Annotated in this window: 15 protein-coding genes; 9 read left to right on the top strand and 6 right to left on the bottom strand. The window is 62.4% G+C overall.

Annotated elements, in window-relative coordinates; all coding sequences use genetic code 11:
* A complete protein-coding gene (locus tag P3T20_RS30725; protein WP_074268330.1) occupies nt 1-237 on the top strand; it encodes a hypothetical protein in 237 nt (78 codons plus the stop codon).
* On the opposite strand, the gene P3T20_RS30720 is transcribed toward P3T20_RS30725, so the two are convergent.
* Together P3T20_RS30720 and P3T20_RS30715 are read right to left on the bottom strand one after the other, a co-directional pair.
* Nucleotides 205-867, bottom strand: coding sequence for a MarC family protein (locus tag P3T20_RS30720; RefSeq protein WP_074268329.1), 663 nt, complete (start codon nt 865-867; stop codon nt 205-207). The genes P3T20_RS30725 and P3T20_RS30720 overlap by 33 nt on opposite strands.
* A gap of 21 nt (nt 868-888) precedes the next feature.
* Nucleotides 889-1,899, bottom strand: a complete 1,011-nt coding sequence (locus P3T20_RS30715; RefSeq protein WP_429288757.1) for an alpha/beta hydrolase — start codon at nt 1,897-1,899, stop codon at nt 889-891.
* A gap of 275 nt (nt 1,900-2,174) precedes the next feature.
* On the opposite strand from P3T20_RS30715, the gene P3T20_RS30710 reads away from it, so the two are divergent.
* Nucleotides 2,175-2,360, top strand: a complete 186-nt coding sequence (locus tag P3T20_RS30710; RefSeq protein ID WP_429288756.1) for a DUF3563 family protein — start codon at nt 2,175-2,177, stop codon at nt 2,358-2,360.
* Between the two features lie 69 nt (nt 2,361-2,429).
* Nucleotides 2,430-2,822, top strand: coding sequence for a VOC family protein (locus tag P3T20_RS30705; RefSeq protein WP_429288755.1), 393 nt, complete (start codon nt 2,430-2,432; stop codon nt 2,820-2,822).
* 20 nt (nt 2,823-2,842) lie between these two features.
* Here P3T20_RS30705 and P3T20_RS30700 read toward each other — a convergent pair whose 3' ends face one another.
* Nucleotides 2,843-3,811 carry an AraC family transcriptional regulator gene (locus P3T20_RS30700; protein WP_429288754.1) on the bottom strand — a complete coding sequence of 323 codons (969 nt, stop codon included), beginning with the start codon at nt 3,809-3,811 and terminating at the stop codon, nt 2,843-2,845.
* A 331-nt stretch (nt 3,812-4,142) separates the two neighbouring features.
* Between P3T20_RS30700 and P3T20_RS30695 the strand changes: the two genes are divergently transcribed.
* Together P3T20_RS30695 and P3T20_RS30690 are read left to right on the top strand one after the other, a co-directional pair.
* Nucleotides 4,143-5,195: an NAD(P)-dependent alcohol dehydrogenase gene (locus tag P3T20_RS30695; protein WP_429288753.1), complete on the top strand. Its 1,053-nt coding sequence runs from the start codon at nt 4,143-4,145 to the stop codon at nt 5,193-5,195.
* Nucleotides 5,196-5,435: 240 nt separating this feature from the next.
* A complete protein-coding gene (locus P3T20_RS30690; RefSeq protein ID WP_074268323.1) occupies nt 5,436-6,389 on the top strand; it encodes a LysR family transcriptional regulator in 954 nt (317 codons plus the stop codon).
* Between the two features lie 107 nt (nt 6,390-6,496).
* Here P3T20_RS30690 and P3T20_RS30685 read toward each other — a convergent pair whose 3' ends face one another.
* Nucleotides 6,497-7,468: a hypothetical protein gene (locus P3T20_RS30685; protein ID WP_429288752.1), complete on the bottom strand. Its 972-nt coding sequence runs from the start codon at nt 7,466-7,468 to the stop codon at nt 6,497-6,499.
* Between the two features lie 126 nt (nt 7,469-7,594).
* Here P3T20_RS30685 and P3T20_RS30680 point away from each other — a divergent pair, with 126 nt between their 5' ends.
* From P3T20_RS30680 to P3T20_RS30665, 4 genes are all read left to right on the top strand, one after another.
* Nucleotides 7,595-8,437 carry a M15 family metallopeptidase gene (locus P3T20_RS30680; RefSeq protein WP_074268321.1) on the top strand — a complete coding sequence of 281 codons (843 nt, stop codon included), beginning with the start codon at nt 7,595-7,597 and terminating at the stop codon, nt 8,435-8,437.
* Between the two features lie 230 nt (nt 8,438-8,667).
* On the top strand, nt 8,668-12,603 hold the full coding sequence (gene tssM / locus P3T20_RS30675; protein ID WP_429288751.1) for a type VI secretion system membrane subunit TssM: 3,936 nt from the start codon (nt 8,668-8,670) through the stop codon (nt 12,601-12,603).
* The gene (gene tagF / locus P3T20_RS30670) at nt 12,600-13,592 is read left to right on the top strand and encodes a type VI secretion system-associated protein TagF (protein ID WP_074268319.1); all 993 of its coding nucleotides are present in this window, start codon (nt 12,600-12,602) and stop codon (nt 13,590-13,592) included. The genes tssM and tagF overlap by 4 nt, the downstream gene beginning before the upstream one ends.
* Before the next feature lie 31 nt (nt 13,593-13,623).
* Nucleotides 13,624-14,607, top strand: coding sequence for an OmpA family protein (locus tag P3T20_RS30665; RefSeq protein WP_074269415.1), 984 nt, complete (start codon nt 13,624-13,626; stop codon nt 14,605-14,607).
* Between the two features lie 120 nt (nt 14,608-14,727).
* Here P3T20_RS30665 and P3T20_RS30660 read toward each other — a convergent pair whose 3' ends face one another.
* Both P3T20_RS30660 and P3T20_RS30655 read right to left on the bottom strand, forming a co-directional pair.
* Complete coding sequence (locus tag P3T20_RS30660; RefSeq protein WP_074268318.1) at nt 14,728-15,093, bottom strand: response regulator; 366 nt, start codon at nt 15,091-15,093, stop codon at nt 14,728-14,730.
* Between the two features lie 35 nt (nt 15,094-15,128).
* Nucleotides 15,129-16,085, bottom strand: a complete 957-nt coding sequence (locus tag P3T20_RS30655; protein ID WP_429288750.1) for a chemotaxis protein CheX — start codon at nt 16,083-16,085, stop codon at nt 15,129-15,131.
* Between the last annotated feature and the right edge of the window lie 8 nt (nt 16,086-16,093).

Below are 16,093 nucleotides of genomic sequence, written 5' to 3'. Positions count from 1 at the left end.
ATGGCCGCCTCGTTGATCAATCAGGCTAGCGAATCCGATCCACTTACACCTGCAGAGGACATCATGGTTGCGCTGTTCGAATGGCTGTTCGACATCTCACTGGCCGTGGCCGGCGCTGCGGCGACCGGCTCGATTTTCCTGATTCTGGTCGAAGTCGCCAAAGTGGGCCTCCGGCGTTTTATCCAACGCCGCGCAACCGGCCGATCAATGCAGATGCAACGAGTTGATCAGGTCTGATAACCCGAGCCACAAGATCTGCACACCGATACAAAAAATCGCGAAGGCAAACAGTCGCATCGCGACCTGCGTACCCGACGGACCCAGCAGCCGCTCGACGTTGCCGGCAAAGCGCACGCACAGGTAAATGCTGACGCAAAGCAGTCCCAAAGCGACACCCACCCCAATGAAATGGACTGGCTGCAAGCCCTCTCGCGGCGAGCCGGTACCCAGAGCAATCGCAACGGAAATCGAACCGGGACCGACGGTCACGGGCAAAGTCAGCGGATAAAAAGCCTTTACACGTAGTGTCGGGTCGCTTCCGGTCATCGGATCCGGTTGTGCCTCTTCAGGCTCGTCCCCGGACGACTGCAACAGATTCCAGCCGGCCATTGCAATGATGAGCCCACCAGCGACGCGCAACACCGCAATGGAAATCCCGAGAAACGACAACAGGTAGGCCCCGATCGATAGCGATGCCAGCAGGATCACGAAGCTGTTAATCGCGATGCGTCGCGCCAGTTCCGCGCGCTGCGCCGGCGACGCATGCGGCACCATGCTCAGGATGATGAACGCCGCCGCCGGCGGATTGATGATGGGAAAGAGCGCGGCGACGATCACCAGGATGGTTCGGGTCAGTTCATGAAGCATGGTGGGCGTCCGGTGGGCAGGTTAGGTGCTCGTATCGTGGACGGATTTTACCCAACAGCCGCGCATAAACACGGCTGCCTGTGCCAGAGCGGTTCGCGCTTCGGGCACGAACGGCGAAAAGCAATGCCACGCGTGCGGCATCGCATGCCATTCTGCGAACTCCACCCACGTCCCTTCGCGTTGCAGTTTGGCGGCGAGTTCGTGTGCGTCCGCGTTCAAACCCTCGGAATCGCTGGTCTGAATGTGGACCGGCGGCAACCCATGCAGTTTTGCGCGCGCGGGCGACGCCAGGGTCTCGAACAGTCTTGCGTTCTGCAGATACATCTTTGCGGCCATTTCCATGGCGGTGCGATTCATCGACAACACGTTGTGCTTCGCACGCCAGATCGTCGTCAGATCGGCCCACGGCGACAGCAGTACTGCACCGGCGGGCAACGGTTCACCCGCGTCGCGCAACGCTACCAGCGCAGCCAACGCTAGCCCGCCTCCGGCCGAATCGCCGGCAAACACGATCGAACCCGGCGAAATGCCGCGCGCGAGCAGCGTGCGATACGCATGCAGGGTATCTTCCAGCGCAGCAGGAAATGGATGTTCAGGCGCGAGACTGTAGTCCAGCGCAAATACGGCTGAGCCAGATGCATGCGCCAGCTCGCGGGTGACGGCTCGATGCGTCGCAGGCGAGCCGAAATAATACGCACCGCCATGCAGAAACAGCACGACAGTCTCTGTATGAGCCGCGGCGGCCGTCTCCGGTCTGATCCACTCGCCCTCGAGGTGAAAGTCGGGATGCCGGCGCGTCCTCGGGTAAAGCAGCCTCGCCGCGAAACGGGCTGGCCACGTGTATCGATGCGCACGCTGTCGGAGGGCATGGACGTCAGGCGCGGGGCGTCGGCTGGATCCGAAACGCAACGCCATTACGAGGGGAATCGCGCGGCGCACCCAGGCGGCCTGCCAGCTCTCGGCGCGGCGAGGATTGGCTTCGCTCTGGACGCGTTGCGAGGACGTGATCGGTTGGTAATCCGGAACATTCATGATGACTCCATCGGCAGTGGATTCGTGTGACGGCATTGTGGCGAGACAAACTGAGCCACGAATTACGAACCTGCCTGCGACACGCGTCGCACCCTCGGCCTCCCATTTGAGCCCTGCTGCCGCTCATTTTCGGCTCATTCTTCGCGTCTACGATCGGGTCTATCGACAAGCGGTGCTGTGATTCCAGACGAATCCGGACCGCGCGCCGCAACCCCCGGCGACGAACTGGATCGGAATCCGAAACGTCGCACTCACGTTAAAGACTGGAGCCCATCATGTTTGCCAACCTTGCAAAGCGACTCAGCGCGTTGTTTGTCCACACCGAAGAGCAACAACGCGACACGTATCTGGCGTCATCAGCCGATTTCGTCGATCTCGAACACCGCATGCACGTCGTCGAAACGAGCCATCATCCGTTCACGCTGTATTCGTCCAGCACACCGCAAGAGTGGAAAGCGTGATTCAATACCTGCCGTGGAGTACCACGTCACGCAGGCCAATCACATGTCTACACGAGAGGAGCGAACGGGATGTTGTCTCACGTATTCGTCGGCATTACCGACTTCGAACGCGCCTTTGATTTCTATGCCCCGTTGCTGGACTCGCTGGGCCTCAAGCTCAAATTCCGCGACGAACAACGCGGCTGGGCCGGCTGGATGACGGCAGGCCAGCCCCGGCCGCTATTCGTGATCAGCCGTCCCTACGACGGCAATCCGGCCAGCCCCGGCAATGGTCAGATGCTCGCGCTACTGGCGCCGGCGCGCACCAATGTCGACCGCGCGCATGCCATTGCCCTCGCCCAGGGCGGTTCGTGCGAAGGGCCACCCGGCTTGCGGCCGCAGTATCATGAGCACTATTACGGCGCCTACTTTCGCGATCCGGACGGCAACAAGCTTTGTGTGTGCCGCCACGAACCGGAATAAAGCGCGTCGCCCCGCTGCGCTCAGACCGCCGTCACATACCTTTCCGGCGTCGGCATCGTGCGTGGTGGCGGCGATTCCATCACTCCCCGCATACGCTTCACTTCATCCACGGGACTCAGGCCGAACAACCGCTTGAACTCGCGGCTGAACTGCGAAGCGCTTTCATAGCCGACCCGCGCTGCCGCCGCGCCCGCGTTCAAACCGTCCTGCACCATCAGGAGGCGTGCGTGATGCAGCCGCGTGGTCTTGACATACTGCATCGGCGAGGTCGCCGTCACGCCCTTGAACTGCGCGTGAAATACCGCGAGGCTCATGCCTGCTTCACGCGCCAGCGTATCGACGTCGAGTTCGCCCTGATAATCCGCATGAATGCGCCGCAACGCCTTGGCGATGCGCCCGAAGTGATGCTGATGCGTGAGCGCCGCGCGGATCGCGTCGCCCTGCTCGCCAGTCAGCACGCGGTAGCAAATCTCGCGCATGATGGCAGGCGCCAGAATTCGCGCGTCGAGGGGCGAAGCGAGCGCTTCGAGCAGACGCTGCACCGCATTGCTCATGACCGGATCCAGAGGCGTCGAATAGATGCCGCGCGGTTCGGTGTGCGCCGTGCCGTGGGTTTCGTTCAAGGCCATCAGCAATTCCGCCACCACCGTCAGGTCCACCCGCACCGAGATGCCGAGGAACGGCTCCTCCGGACTCGCCTCCGTCTCGCACTCGAACGGCAGCGGCACGGACAGCACCAGATATTGCTGCGCGTCGTATAAATACGTCTTCTCACCCAGATAGCCGCGTTTGCGCCCCTGGCAGACGATCACGATGCTCGGCTCGTAGAGTACCGGCATGCGCGGCATCGGCCGGTTCGCGCGCATGAACTTCACGCCGTCCAGGCATGAAGGCGTGAAGCCGACAGACGGCGCCAGAACATCGAAGAGCTCGACCATGCGCTGCTGGGCCGGACTAATGGCTGCGCGGGGCGTTTGAGTCGTTTGCATGACAGTGCCTATTGATTCAGCAGAGAATAAGGCTTGAAATTTAGCATCAAACGGCCTATAGCGCTCGCGCTCCAGAGAATTAGGCAAACCTTCGAGATATTCAGGTATTCCCCAGGTGCTTCCCGCCGCCTACGATGGGAACCCTGCCGGATCACCCGTTTGCCCACGCTGCCCTCGCAGATAACCAGCCAGCCGCGACGACCTGCGGCAACCCGCTGGCCCCTGTGGAAAGCCAACGTGATCCGGTTCAATTCGAGGTTCAGCCGCTTCAGCGACCGCGTGTCGCTACCGCCGGCGCCTTGTGCAACCCCATCCATTTGCAGGAGCACTCATGACCACGACTTACGCCTATGCTGCGAGCGACGCGCAATCGAAGCTCGCCCCATTCGAATTTCAGCGCCGGGAATTGCGCGAGCATGACGTGCAAATGGAAGTCCTGTTTTGCGGCGTGTGCCATTCGGATCTGCATCAGGCCCGCAACGAGTGGAAGAACTCGATTTATCCGGTCGTGCCGGGTCACGAGATCGTCGGCCGGGTGACCGCTGTCGGTCCCGACGTCACGCGTCACAAGGTCGGTGACCTCGTCGGCGTAGGCTGCCTCGTCGACTCGTGCCGTACCTGCCCGAGTTGCGAGGAAGGACTCGAACAGTATTGCGAAAACGGCTGGGTCGGTACGTACAACGGTGCGGACCGCATCACCGGCGACATCACGCTGGGCGGCTATTCAACCCAACTGGTCGTGGACGAAGACTTCGTGCTGAGCGTGCCGAAAAATCTCGATCCGGCCGGCACGGCGCCGCTGTTGTGCGCAGGTATCACCCTCTACTCGCCGCTGCGCACATGGGGCGCGGGTCCCGGCAAGAAGGTCGGCATTGTCGGCCTCGGCGGACTCGGCCACATGGGCGTCAAGCTCGCGCATGCGATGGGTGCTCACGTGGTGCTGTTCACGACCTCGCAGTCGAAGGTCGAAGACGCGAAACGTCTTGGTGCAGACGAAGTGGTGATTTCGAAAAACCCGGAAGAGATGGAAGCGCATGTGAACAGCTTCGATCTCATCGTCAACACCGTGGCAGCCCAGCATGACCTGAACCCGTTCCTGAACCTGCTGCGCCGCGACGGCACGATGGCTCTGGTCGGCGCGCCGGAACACGATCACCCGTCGCCGCAGGTGTTCAACCTGATCATGAAGCGCCGGCGTCTGGCGGGTTCGCTGATTGGCGGGATTGCTGAAACCCAGGAAATGCTCGATTTCTGCGGAGAGCACGGCATTACATCGGACATCGAAGTGATTCCGATGCAACAGATTAACGATGCGTATGAGCGGATGTTGAAGAGCGATGTGAAGTATCGCTTTGTGATCGATCTCGATTCGCTCCGGAAGTAACTGCCGGTCGTCCTGTTTCACGTTTTACCCCGGTAGTTCCACAGGTCGTCACGCAGGCGGGTTCAACACCCGTCGCGCGTCACGCACAGGCCGCGCCACTCGCGGCGGCCTGCCCTGCTCCCGCCTCGCATTGTCTGCCGACGCGCCTCCCCCACGGACGAGGCACGTTGGCTGTACGTCCTTAGTCCGGATTGTCCCGCGTGTTTGCTGTTTGTTTACTGTTTGAACAGGAGATTGCCCGTGATTGACCGTATTCAGGCGATGCGCACTTTTATCCGTATCGTCGATACCAATAGTTTCACGCGTGCCGCGGAATCGCTGGATATGCCGCGCGCCACGGCAACAACGCTGGTTCAGAATCTCGAAGCGCTGCTTGGCACCGCACTGCTGGTGCGCACTACGCGGCGGCTCAGCCTGACCCCCGAAGGTGCTGCGTACTACGAACGTTGCATGCAGATCCTCGCCGACATCGACGAAATGGAAGCGAGCCTGCGTCATTCGACCGATCAGCTAAGCGGCCGTCTGCGTGTCGAAATGCCAGGCGCGCTGGCCACTGCGCTGGTCTTGCCCGCACTCGACGATTTTCACGAGCGCTATCCGAACATCGATCTCGCGATTGGCGTCAGCAATCGCACGGTCGATCTGGTCGGCGAAGCGGTGGATTGCAGCATCCAGCTCGGCGAGTTACCCGATTCCGGGTTGGTGGCGCGACGCCTGGGCACGCTCGAACACGTGACCTGCGCGAGCCCCGACTACCTCGAGCGCTACGGCGTACCCGCCGATCTCGACGATCTCGCGCATCACGTCGCCGTCAACTGCATGGGTCATAACGGCCGCGCAGTGAACTTCGACTTCGAGGTTGGCGATAGCGCGCTGAACGTGAAGGTGGATGGCTTCGTCAAGGTTAACGACGAACAGGCCTATCTGGCCTGTGGCCTGCAAGGACTCGGGCTGATCCAGCCGGCCCGCATCGCGGCGCAGCCATACCTCGATTCAGGGCGCTTGCGCGAGGTTCTGCCGCAATGGAAGCCGGTGCCGATGTCTGTGTCAGTGGCTTATGTGAAGAGCCGGCGCGTCTCACCGCGTGTACGGGCCTTTGTCGACTGGCTGGCCGTGCTCTTCGAGCAGGCTGAGCACGTCGATCAGGACATGTCGCGGGTACGCCAGCTGTTGCGCGGATTGCATCCGGCTTGAGGACCTGGGTGCATCCCTGAAAAATGCACATGGCCCCAAGGCTCTCGTCGAGCCTTGGGGCCATGTTCTATGTATCAGGTTTTACAGCGAAGTCTCGCTGCGAGGTTCTACTGCTGCGGCTTCGCCGGCGCAGCGCCAGGGCAGGCAGGATCCTTGCCCCAGTGGCCGTCGCAGACGCGCCAGCGGCACAACTGGTCTTCGAAGAAGCCGCGTGTGCCGCACTCCTTCACACGCTCCGCAAGCTGCGGGTCGCCGGTCGATGCGCTGACCTTGGTCGTCGCGCCATTCACGCCGGGTTTCGTGGCCGCCGGTTTGGTGCGCGCAACGAGTGCCGCCAGCAGATCGGCATCCGGATCGTCCTTCGCTACCGTGGTGTTATGGGCGGGATGCTGCTTGTCTTTTTTCTCCTGCGCCACCGCAACCGCACTCGCGTGATGATTGCTCGCCACGTCGTGTTCGTGCTTTGCGTGCGCTGCGACCGTTTCGCGTTCGTGATGCGGCGCCGCGTGATTTGCCGCTGTCGCAGCCGGCTTCGCGCCCCTGGCGGCTTCCGCGGGCGGAGCCGAGGTTTCGCTCGCTTCCGCGCCATTCGCAAGCGCCCGTGACAGACGGTTGCTGTCGTCCACGCCGCTGGCGGCTGAAGCTGCCGCATCCGCAGAAAGTTTGGAATCCTTGCTATCGCTGTCATCGGCGACGATGGTCGCCGCTTGCGAGGCAGAGGCCGCCTCCGCAGGCACAGCCTTCGCGCTCACCTGCGCGCCACTGGCCGTGCTGGCGACGCTGGCGCCGGCAGGCGCCGCAGCCGTCTGGGTAGCCGCAGGCGCTGGCGATGCGGCTACCTGTGGATGTTCGCCATGGCCACGCTGCTGCACGTGCCACGCGCCCCAGCCGCCCGCGGCGATCACCAGCAACGCCACCAGCACGGCAGGCGCTCTGGAACGGCGAGGCTTGTCTGTGGGCGGTTCGACGCGGCCTTCGAGGTTCGCGAGAATCCGCGAACCATTGGCTTGCGAGCCTTTTGCCGTGTCGGCAAGCAGGCTAGGCGGGGCTTTGGAATTCGAGCTGTCCGGCGCACTCATTCACTGTCTCATTGAATCCTGGTTTATTTCGCCGTGATAATACCGTTTCGGCTCGACTTCGAGCAGGCCTGATTCTAAGAGCAAGCATTACAAAATACAATTGTTTCCAAATTTCCGGGGATTCCATTGATTGCCGTCGTTCTCGTCGCTTATTTCGCCATCGCGGTGCTGATCGCAGCCATGCTGCTATTGCCATCAGTGCGATCTTCAATATTTAACATTGTGCGTGATTTACAAGGCCGATTTATGCGCAATGCATCTTATAGCGCTGCGCGTGCACGCGGCCAATTAACTCGCTCGGCAAAATTTTCGCAATCGACAGCAATCGATATGCAAAATTTACTGGTGAAGCGACGCTTGCTGATTTTAACGACCGCAGGTATTCTTGCGACGCCGCCATTGGTCGCGATCGCACTGCGCGGTCGTCAATTATTTCAGTATGACGACACCGTACGCGTTCCCGACGAGAAAATTGCCGCGCTCCTTAACGGCGAACAGCTCGTCCCGCCACCAGCATTGCCGCCAGAGGTTTTTGCAACACAGGAAGTGGAGCAGGTTCGCCCAGCACTGCAGGATGCCAGTCGCGACTGGAATTTGCTCGATGCCGACTTTAGAACCCGTTTATTGCTCGTCTACAAAATCATGCACGAGCAATACGGTTATGAAATGGCTTTACTGGAAGGCTATCGCAGCCCGGAGCGGCAAAACCGTCTGGCGCAAATGGGAGGAAACGTTACCAATGCTGCCGCATTTCAGAGCTATCACCAATACGGGCTAGCCGCGGACAATGCATTTTTACGTGACGGCAAGCTTGTCATTTCAGAAAAAGATCCCTGGGCCATGCGAGGCTATCAGTTATACGGACAGACCGCGGAACAATGCGGTCTGGTATGGGGAGGCCGGTGGAAATTGATGGATTTGGGGCACGTCGAATATCACAAACCCGGCTTCGTACTCGGGCGGCATTAAGTGGCATCAAGCGGCAAATAATGGGGTTGGGCATGGGGCGTTCATTTATTCTTCTCGGCGAAAAGACCGATCCACGTGGCACGGTGATTACCGCGTCAGGCACGTCGCAAACCCGCGCCGCGCCGCCCCTCATGCAACACGCATCGCCACCACACTAGCCGACGCCCGCCCATGCGCTCCGCTGATCGTCCTACCGCACGCTACCCATAACATCCAGACCTGACCGGCCTATGCAACGCATCTTCAAAGTGCTGACCCACTCTCGCACGCTCTCGATCATCGGGTTGCTCGCGCTCGCTGCCGTGCTCTTCATCGCCGCCGACACCTTCCAGATCGATCCGTTGTGGCCGGCCGTCGCGCTGGGCGCCGTGCTGGCGCTGCTGTTCGTGGTGTGGCTGTGGCGCCGGCTCGCGGCGCGGCGCGCCAACCGCAAGCTCGGCGACATGCTCGAGCAGCAGGCTGAGAAGCAGACCGAGGGCGGTCCGGCGGCGACGCCCGCCCGTCAGGCGGAACTCGACGCGCTGCGCACGCGCCTCGTGGATGCCGTGAAAACCATCAAGACCTCGAAGATCGGTCAGGTCTCGGGCGGCGCAGCGCTGTACGAATTGCCGTGGTACATCGTGATCGGCAATCCGGCGGCCGGCAAAAGCAGCGCCGTGCTGAACTCGGGCCTGCAGTTCCCGTTCGCCGACAAGAACAACGCCGTCATCCACGGGATTGGCGGCACCCGGAACTGCGACTGGTTCTTCACCACTGAAGGCATTCTGCTCGACACGGCAGGCCGCTATTCGGTGCATGAGGAAGACCGCACGGAATGGCTGGGCTTTCTGAGCCTGCTCAAGCGCCATCGTCCGAAGGCGCCGATCAACGGCATCATCGTGACGGCAAGCATTGCCGAGCTGACCAGCAGCCGCCCCGAATTCGCCATCAACCTGGCAAAAAATCTGCGCCAGCGCGTGCAGGAACTGACCGAGAAGCTCGAGGTGTTCGCGCCGGTGTACGTGATGTTCACGAAGACCGACCTGATCACGGGCTTCACCGAATTCTTCAGCGGCAGCGAGCGCCAGGAGTACGACCGTGTGTGGGGCGCAACGCTGCCCTACGAGCCGGACGAGAAGCGCGATGTCGTGGCGCAGTTCGACGAGCGCTTCGAGGAGCTGTACGACGGCCTGAAAGAGATCAGCGTCGCGCAGATGTCGATCAGCCGCGGCAACAAACTCTCGCCGGGGCAACTGAGCTTTCCGCTCGAATTCTCCACGATCAAGCCCGCGTTGCGCTCGTTCCTTGCCACGCTGTTCGAAACCAATCCGTTCCAGTACAAGCCGATTTTCCGCGGCTTCTACTTCACGAGCGCGCTGCAGGAAGGCGAAACCAACAGCGCCGCGGCACAGTGTATCGCGACCCGCTTCGGGCTCGATTCAGGCAGCATCCCCAAACCGAGCAGCGCGTTTTCGAAGAACGGCTTTTTCCTGCGCGACCTGTTCTCCAAGGTCATTTTTGCCGACCGGCAAACGGTCAAGCAGTTTGCCAGCCCCGCCAAGACGCGTATGCGTTATGGGACATTCTTCGCCTTCGTTGCCGCGCTCGCGCTGGCGCTGGGAGGCTGGACGTGGTCGACGGTCAACAACCAGCAACTCGCCTCGAACGTACAGGCCGACCTCGACAACGTGGTGCGTCTGCAGCAGAACCGCAACGACCTGCAATCGCGCCTCGAGGCCATGGATATTCTCGAGGACCGCATCGACCAGCTCGAACAGTTCCGTCGCGACCGGCCGCTGGAAGTTTCGCTCGGTCTCTACCAGGGCGACCGTCTCGAGCAGCATCTGTTGACGGAGTACTACAACGGCGTGCGGCAGATCATGCTGAACCCGGTGGCGCAGAACCTCGAAGGCTTCCTGAAAGACGTCAACACGCATCCGGAGCAGCTCTCGCCGATGACGCGCACGCCGGACTCCGGTGCGGTGCCCGTGTCGTCGCACGCCTCCGCCATGGTGGCGACGAGCCAGGGCGGCCTGTATAGCGACGCCTCCCCCACCAACGTGGAAGACGCCTACAACGCGCTCAAGACCTACCTGATGCTCGGCGACAAGCGCCACGTCGAAACGGCCCACCTGACCGATCAGGTGGCGCGCTTCTGGCGTGGCTGGCTCGAAACCAACCGGGGCAACATGCCGCGCGACGAGATGATTCGCAGCGCCGAACGCATGATTACCTTCTACCTGTCGCGCGTCTCGGACGACGACTGGCCGATGATCGACCAGAATCTTGCGCTCGTCGACCAGACGCGCGAGAACCTGCGCCGTGTGGTGCGCGGCATGCCGGCCCGCCAGCGCGTGTACGAAGAGATCAAGGCGCGCGCCTCGACCCGCTTCGCGCCGATGACGATCGCCCGCATTGTGGGTGACAACAACACCAGCCTGATTGCCGGCAGCTATGCAATCCCCGGTACGTTCACGCGGGATGCATGGTTCCAGTACGTGCAGCCGGCGATCCGTGACGCCGCGACCAAGGAACTGCAGGCGAAGGACTGGGTGCTCAATACCTCGGCGCATGACGACCTGACGCTCGAAGGCAGTCCGGAGCAGATCCAGAAAGCGCTGGTGGCGATGTACAAGACCGAGTACGCAATGCACTGGGAGAAGTTCATGCAGGGCATCGCGGTGCAGAACTTCGGCACCTTCAATCAGGCCGTGGAGGCAATGAACCGCCTGGGCGACCCGCAGGACTCGCCGATCCGCAAGGTGCTCGACACCGCTTACGACCAGACTTCGTGGGACAACCCGTCGCTCTTCAGCGCCGGCGTGAAGGGCGCGCAGACCGGCGTCACGAGCTGGTTCAAGCAGCTGTTCAACCGTGGGACGTCGTCGCCGGTGGGCCAGATCAACGCGAACATCGACATCAACGGCAACCCGGTTGAATTGCCGATGGGGCCGATTGGCCAGGAGTTCTCGGCACTCGGCCGGATCGTGGTCAAGCAGGACAACGGATCGATGCTGCAGGGCTATATGGACACGCTGTCCAAGGTTCGCACCCGCTTTAACGTGATCAAGAACCAGGGCGATCCGGGACCGGGTGCGCGTCAGTTGATGCAGCAGACGCTCGACGGTAACGGCTCCGAGCTGGCCGATTCGCTGAAGTATGTCGACGAGCAGATGCTGACGGGCCTGACCGATTCGCAACGCAGGTCGCTGCGTCCGCTGCTGGTGCGTCCGCTGATGCAGGCGTTCGCGGTGGTGATCCAGCCGGCTAGCGTCGAAGTGAACAAGGTGTGGAATGCGCAGGTGTATCAGCCGTTCCAGAGCTCGCTCGCGAACAAGTATCCGTTCGCGGGCGATGCCAAGGTGGAAGCCGGCGCGGATGAAATCGCCCAGGTTTTCGGTCCCGATGGCTCGGTCGCGAAGTTTGTCGGTACGACGCTTGGGCCGCTCGCAGTGCGCCGCGGCGACACGCTCACGGCCCGCACATGGGGCGACATGGGTCTCGCGCTGACGCCTGACTTCACGAGCGGCTTCGCGCGCTGGGTCGCCCCGCTCTCCGGCGGCGCTGCCAGCGGCGCGGCTCAAGGCAGTGGCGCGGCCGGACCGCAGACCGTGTTCCAGATCCTGCCGCAGCCGAGCACCGGCACGACGGAGTACACGTTGGCGATCGATGGCCAGCAGCTGCGCTACCGCAACACGCCACCGCAGTGGACCAACTTCGTCTGGCCGAATCCGTCCGGATCGCCAGGGGCGACGCTGTCCGCGACCACCTTCGACGGCCGCACGATCCAGTTCGTCAACGAGCCGGGACGCTACGGTCTGGAGAAGCTGATCAACTCGGCGCAGCGCAAACGCCAGCCGGACGGCACGTTCGATCTGTCGTGGACGCAGGGCAACGTGACCGTGGCGGTGAGCATGCGCATCATCAGCACCTCGCAGCCGTCGAGCGGCAGTGGCGACGCGCCACAGCAGCAAAGCCTGCGCGGCCTGCATCTGCCGTCCTCGGTGGCGGATGTGAGCGCGGCGGCGAATTCGGTCAACGCCACGCAGACCGGCGCGTCCGGAGCCGCCGGCCCGGCAGGAGGCGGCAGTTCGCCCGCGCCGGCCTCGGCGAACGGTTCCGCCGCGCTGCAAGCGAACCCGAATGCCGCTGTGACTGCGAACTCGAATACAGGGGGTGCGCAATGACGCAAACCGTACAGGCGCAAATCGCCTACTTCGGCAAGATTCCGTCGCGCGGCGACTTCGTCAAGAGCGCGCATAACCCGCAATTGCTGCAAACGCTGGACCGCTGGATTGCCGAAGCGATGGAGCTGCTCACCGACGATCCGCGCTGGAAGATCGTCTACGAAGGCGCCAAGCCGTTGCACTTCGCCTTCCTCGGCTCGCGCAGCAAGCTGGCGATTGCCGGACACATGATGGCGAGCCACGACCAGTCGTCGCGTCGCTTTCCGTTTCTTGCCGCAACCGCGCTCGAAGTCGAAAAGCCGCTGACGTTCCTGGCCCGCAGCCCGCTCGCGTTTGCGCGGCTGTGGTCGCGGGTGGCGGCGCAGATGCGGCCGCTGTTGAGCCCGAGCGAGCCTGCAGGCGCATTGCAGGCGCTGGGCGAGACGCAGGTGCCGATCGAGGTGGGCGGTGGCCCGGACAATCCGCACGACGGCACCTTCAACGATTTCGTCGAGCACCAGACCCTCGCCGGCCTCGAACAGATGCTGCTGGCAAGCGGCCATCCGGTGCGCCTGCGCGGCGCGATGCTGGCGCTCGGCTCGCTGCTGCGGCCGGTGATGAACAGCGGCTCGTCGCATCTCGAACGCGGGCTGACGCTGCCGCTGCCGAACGATCCGTTCTATCGCAGCCTCGTGGCCGCGTTCTGGCTCGAACTGATCGCGCCGTTTGTCTCGCGCGCCGATTTCGAACTGGCGATTTTCATCGGCACGCTGGCGCAGCGCGAGCGGCTCGTGATCGGCTTTAACGGCGCCTCGGCGAAGACGCTGCATAGCGTGGTCGACCCGCAGGCTTACGCCGCACATAACATCGATATCGACGACCCCGAGTGGATCGACGATCACGCACAAAACGACCATGGGATCAGCAAGCTCGTCAGTTACCTCGACCAACCGCAACTGTCGCTGCGCGTCAGCATCGACACGTTCCGTGAAGCCTTCGCCGGGGAGTAAGACGATGCCAGCCAAAACCGATCGTTCGACGATGTCGCCGGCGCGCTTCTTGAGCCACGCGCGCGCGGTTCCCGTTGCTGCTGTACTGGCAGCGCTGCTCGGCGGAATGTTCAGCAGCGCGGGGGCCTTTGCCGATAGCTCGGGGCCGGCGAGCGTGACACCGGTCGATAACAGCGGCACCCAGATCCGTACGACAGTCCTGCCGGCGCAGTCCTCGGCCGGCGGCGCGGCCCCTGGCGCGGGCGGGACAAGTACGGGTGCAGGTACCGGTGCGGTCCGTCAGATGCCCGCGCCTGCCAACGCCACGCCGGGTCAGGTCGTGGTGGGCGGCAAGGTGCCGGACGAAGCCACCAAGGCGGCCGTGTTGCAGCGCCTGCGCGACACCTACGGCGCGGCCAACGTGGTCGATCAGATCGAAGTGGGCGATGTCGCTACGCCGCCCAACTGGACTGCCAATGTGCAAAAGCTGATCGGGCCGCAGTTGAAGCAGATCAGCAAGGGCCAGTTGAAGATCGACGGCACGCAGGTGGATGTGAAGGGCGAAGTGAGCAACGAATCGCAACGTCAGCAATTGGCGAGCGATATGGCCAATTCGCTGAACCCGACTTACACCATCAAGAACGGCCTGCGCGTGAGCGCTTCGCAGCAAGGGCTGCTCGACCAGACGCTGGCTAACCGGACCATCGAGTTCGAAACCGGCAGCGCGACGCTCACGCCGCAAGGCAAGGCCATTCTCGATCAGATGGCCGCGGTGCTGGCGAAGATGACCAATAACACCGTGGATATCATTGGGCACACGGATAACGCGGGGAACCGGACGTCGAATATCGCCTTGAGCCAGGCACGCGCAGACGCGGTCAAGGGGTATCTCGTGTCGAAGGGAATCGCGCCGCAGCAGTTGTCCACCACCGGCGTTGGACCGGATCAGCCGATTGCTTCCAATGATACGAACGATGGACGGGCGAGAAACCGGCGCATCGAGTTCCGGGCAGGGTTGGGCGGCGGCGGTGCGTAATGCCGCGGCACGCCCCGCTATCCCCCACTGACCCCGCCTCGTCCAGACAGTCGTAGTATTTCAGCCCGCTCCATGAGCGGGCGCCTGACGCACTGGCGATAAAGAAACTCGACCGGCCGCTCAGCCCGCGAGCTTACGGAACGTCTCGAGAACCACTTCGCCCTTGAATGGCTTGACGATCCAGCCCTTCACGCCCGCTGCCTTGCCACGCTCCTTCATCGCCGGGCTGCTTTCCGTCGTCAGCATGATCACGTTGACGGTCTGATTCGCGAGTTCGCCGCGGATCTTCTCGACCATCGTCAGGCCGTCCATGTTCGGCATGTTCACGTCGCTGATCACAAGCCGGGTTCCCGGGCTCGTGCGCAGCTTCGCGAGGCCGTCCTTACCGTCGACAGCCGTGTCCACGTCGAGGCCATTCTTTCTCAGGAAGCCCGCCACTTCGTCGCGCACGGTGCTCGAATCGTCCACCACCAGAATTTTTGCCATGATGTTTCCCTCTTAAATCGTTGACAGACAATTTGTCAAAACAGATCCAGCTCGCCAGCCGCAACGAGCGCGTCGACATCGTCGGCGCCCTCCTCGAAATCTTCCGGCGACCAGCTCAGGTTGAAAATGAAACGCTGATCGAACACGACAGAGCGGCCCGACGCCTCGTCAACCACGTGGTACTTGAAGCACAGTTGCGGGTTGGTCGTGCCGAACGAGATGTAGCGCTGTTTGTGATTGATGATGAGCGGCACCTGGACCTGGCTGCGCGCGGCCTGCGCGTTGCCGAGATAACGGTCCTTGAACGCGCCCCAGATCAGGTTCGTCAGTTCCCCCAGCACGCTGTTGAGGTCGCGAAAATCCGGGACACTGTCGCTCGTCTGTTTGCGGCCGAGCAGTTCGAGCAGCGGCTGCTCGTCGGTCTGGACCATCATGTAGCCGCGGCACCAGTCGCTCTCGAGCGCGATCAGGCTGAACACCTCGCCGTAGATGATCTGGTCGCGCACGAGGCACGGGGTGTCCCATGTCACTTTCAGATCGCGGAACAGGTTCGCCAGTTTGAACTCGGTGATCTCGGTAATGCCGCGCACGAGCGCGTTCGGATAATCCAGAACGAACAGGTACTCGTCGATCGCGAGGCGCAGCGGCGCCATATCGCTCGCGACGTACGCGGCGCACACGACTTCGCGTAGCGCGTGCGGCAGATCGTCGAGCGTCGCGTGCTCGTCGCGGCGCAGGATGATCGGCAACTCCGGGCGCAGTGCATCGATGCGCGTCGCGATTGCCGCGCACTCAGCGGGCGATCCACCGTAGTTCTCCGCGAGCAGGATCGCGCCAAGATCGATGTTCGAGCGCAGCACCGCCGACAGGCGATGCGTCCTTACCGTCAAACCAACCAGGTTGTTCTCGTCGCAGAAGCGCTTGATCGCCTCTGTATGCGCCGGGCAGTCGTCGAGCACGAGTACCTTGCTGACCGGCTTGTTCATGTCCATGCTGCCTT

The organism is Paraburkholderia sp. GAS206C (assembly GCF_050435645.1).
Classification (GTDB): domain Bacteria; phylum Pseudomonadota; class Gammaproteobacteria; order Burkholderiales; family Burkholderiaceae; genus Paraburkholderia; species Paraburkholderia phenazinium_B.
The sequence above is the reverse complement of the archived record's forward strand: the minus strand, read 5'-3'. Positions and strand labels throughout refer to the sequence as shown.

Excerpts from the sequence above, each read along its gene's own strand:
- P3T20_RS30655 (WP_429288750.1), bottom strand. The coding sequence starts at position 16,085 with ATGGACATGAACAAGCCGGTCAGCAAGGTACTCGTGCTCGACGACTGC.
- P3T20_RS30715 (WP_429288757.1), bottom strand. The coding sequence starts at position 1,899 with ATGAATGTTCCGGATTACCAACCGATCACGTCCTCGCAACGCGTCCAG.
- P3T20_RS30660 (WP_074268318.1), bottom strand. The coding sequence starts at position 15,093 with ATGGCAAAAATTCTGGTGGTGGACGATTCGAGCACCGTGCGCGACGAA.
- tssM (WP_429288751.1), top strand. The coding sequence starts at position 8,668 with ATGCAACGCATCTTCAAAGTGCTGACCCACTCTCGCACGCTCTCGATC.
- P3T20_RS30685 (WP_429288752.1), bottom strand. The coding sequence starts at position 7,468 with ATGAGTGCGCCGGACAGCTCGAATTCCAAAGCCCCGCCTAGCCTGCTT.
- P3T20_RS30725 (WP_074268330.1), top strand. The coding sequence starts at position 1 with ATGGCCGCCTCGTTGATCAATCAGGCTAGCGAATCCGATCCACTTACA.
- tagF (WP_074268319.1), top strand. The coding sequence starts at position 12,600 with ATGACGCAAACCGTACAGGCGCAAATCGCCTACTTCGGCAAGATTCCG.
- P3T20_RS30705 (WP_429288755.1), top strand. The coding sequence starts at position 2,430 with ATGTTGTCTCACGTATTCGTCGGCATTACCGACTTCGAACGCGCCTTT.
- P3T20_RS30710 (WP_429288756.1), top strand. The coding sequence starts at position 2,175 with ATGTTTGCCAACCTTGCAAAGCGACTCAGCGCGTTGTTTGTCCACACC.
- P3T20_RS30695 (WP_429288753.1), top strand. The coding sequence starts at position 4,143 with ATGACCACGACTTACGCCTATGCTGCGAGCGACGCGCAATCGAAGCTC.
- P3T20_RS30720 (WP_074268329.1), bottom strand. The coding sequence starts at position 867 with ATGCTTCATGAACTGACCCGAACCATCCTGGTGATCGTCGCCGCGCTC.
- P3T20_RS30665 (WP_074269415.1), top strand. The coding sequence starts at position 13,624 with ATGTCGCCGGCGCGCTTCTTGAGCCACGCGCGCGCGGTTCCCGTTGCT.
- P3T20_RS30700 (WP_429288754.1), bottom strand. The coding sequence starts at position 3,811 with ATGCAAACGACTCAAACGCCCCGCGCAGCCATTAGTCCGGCCCAGCAG.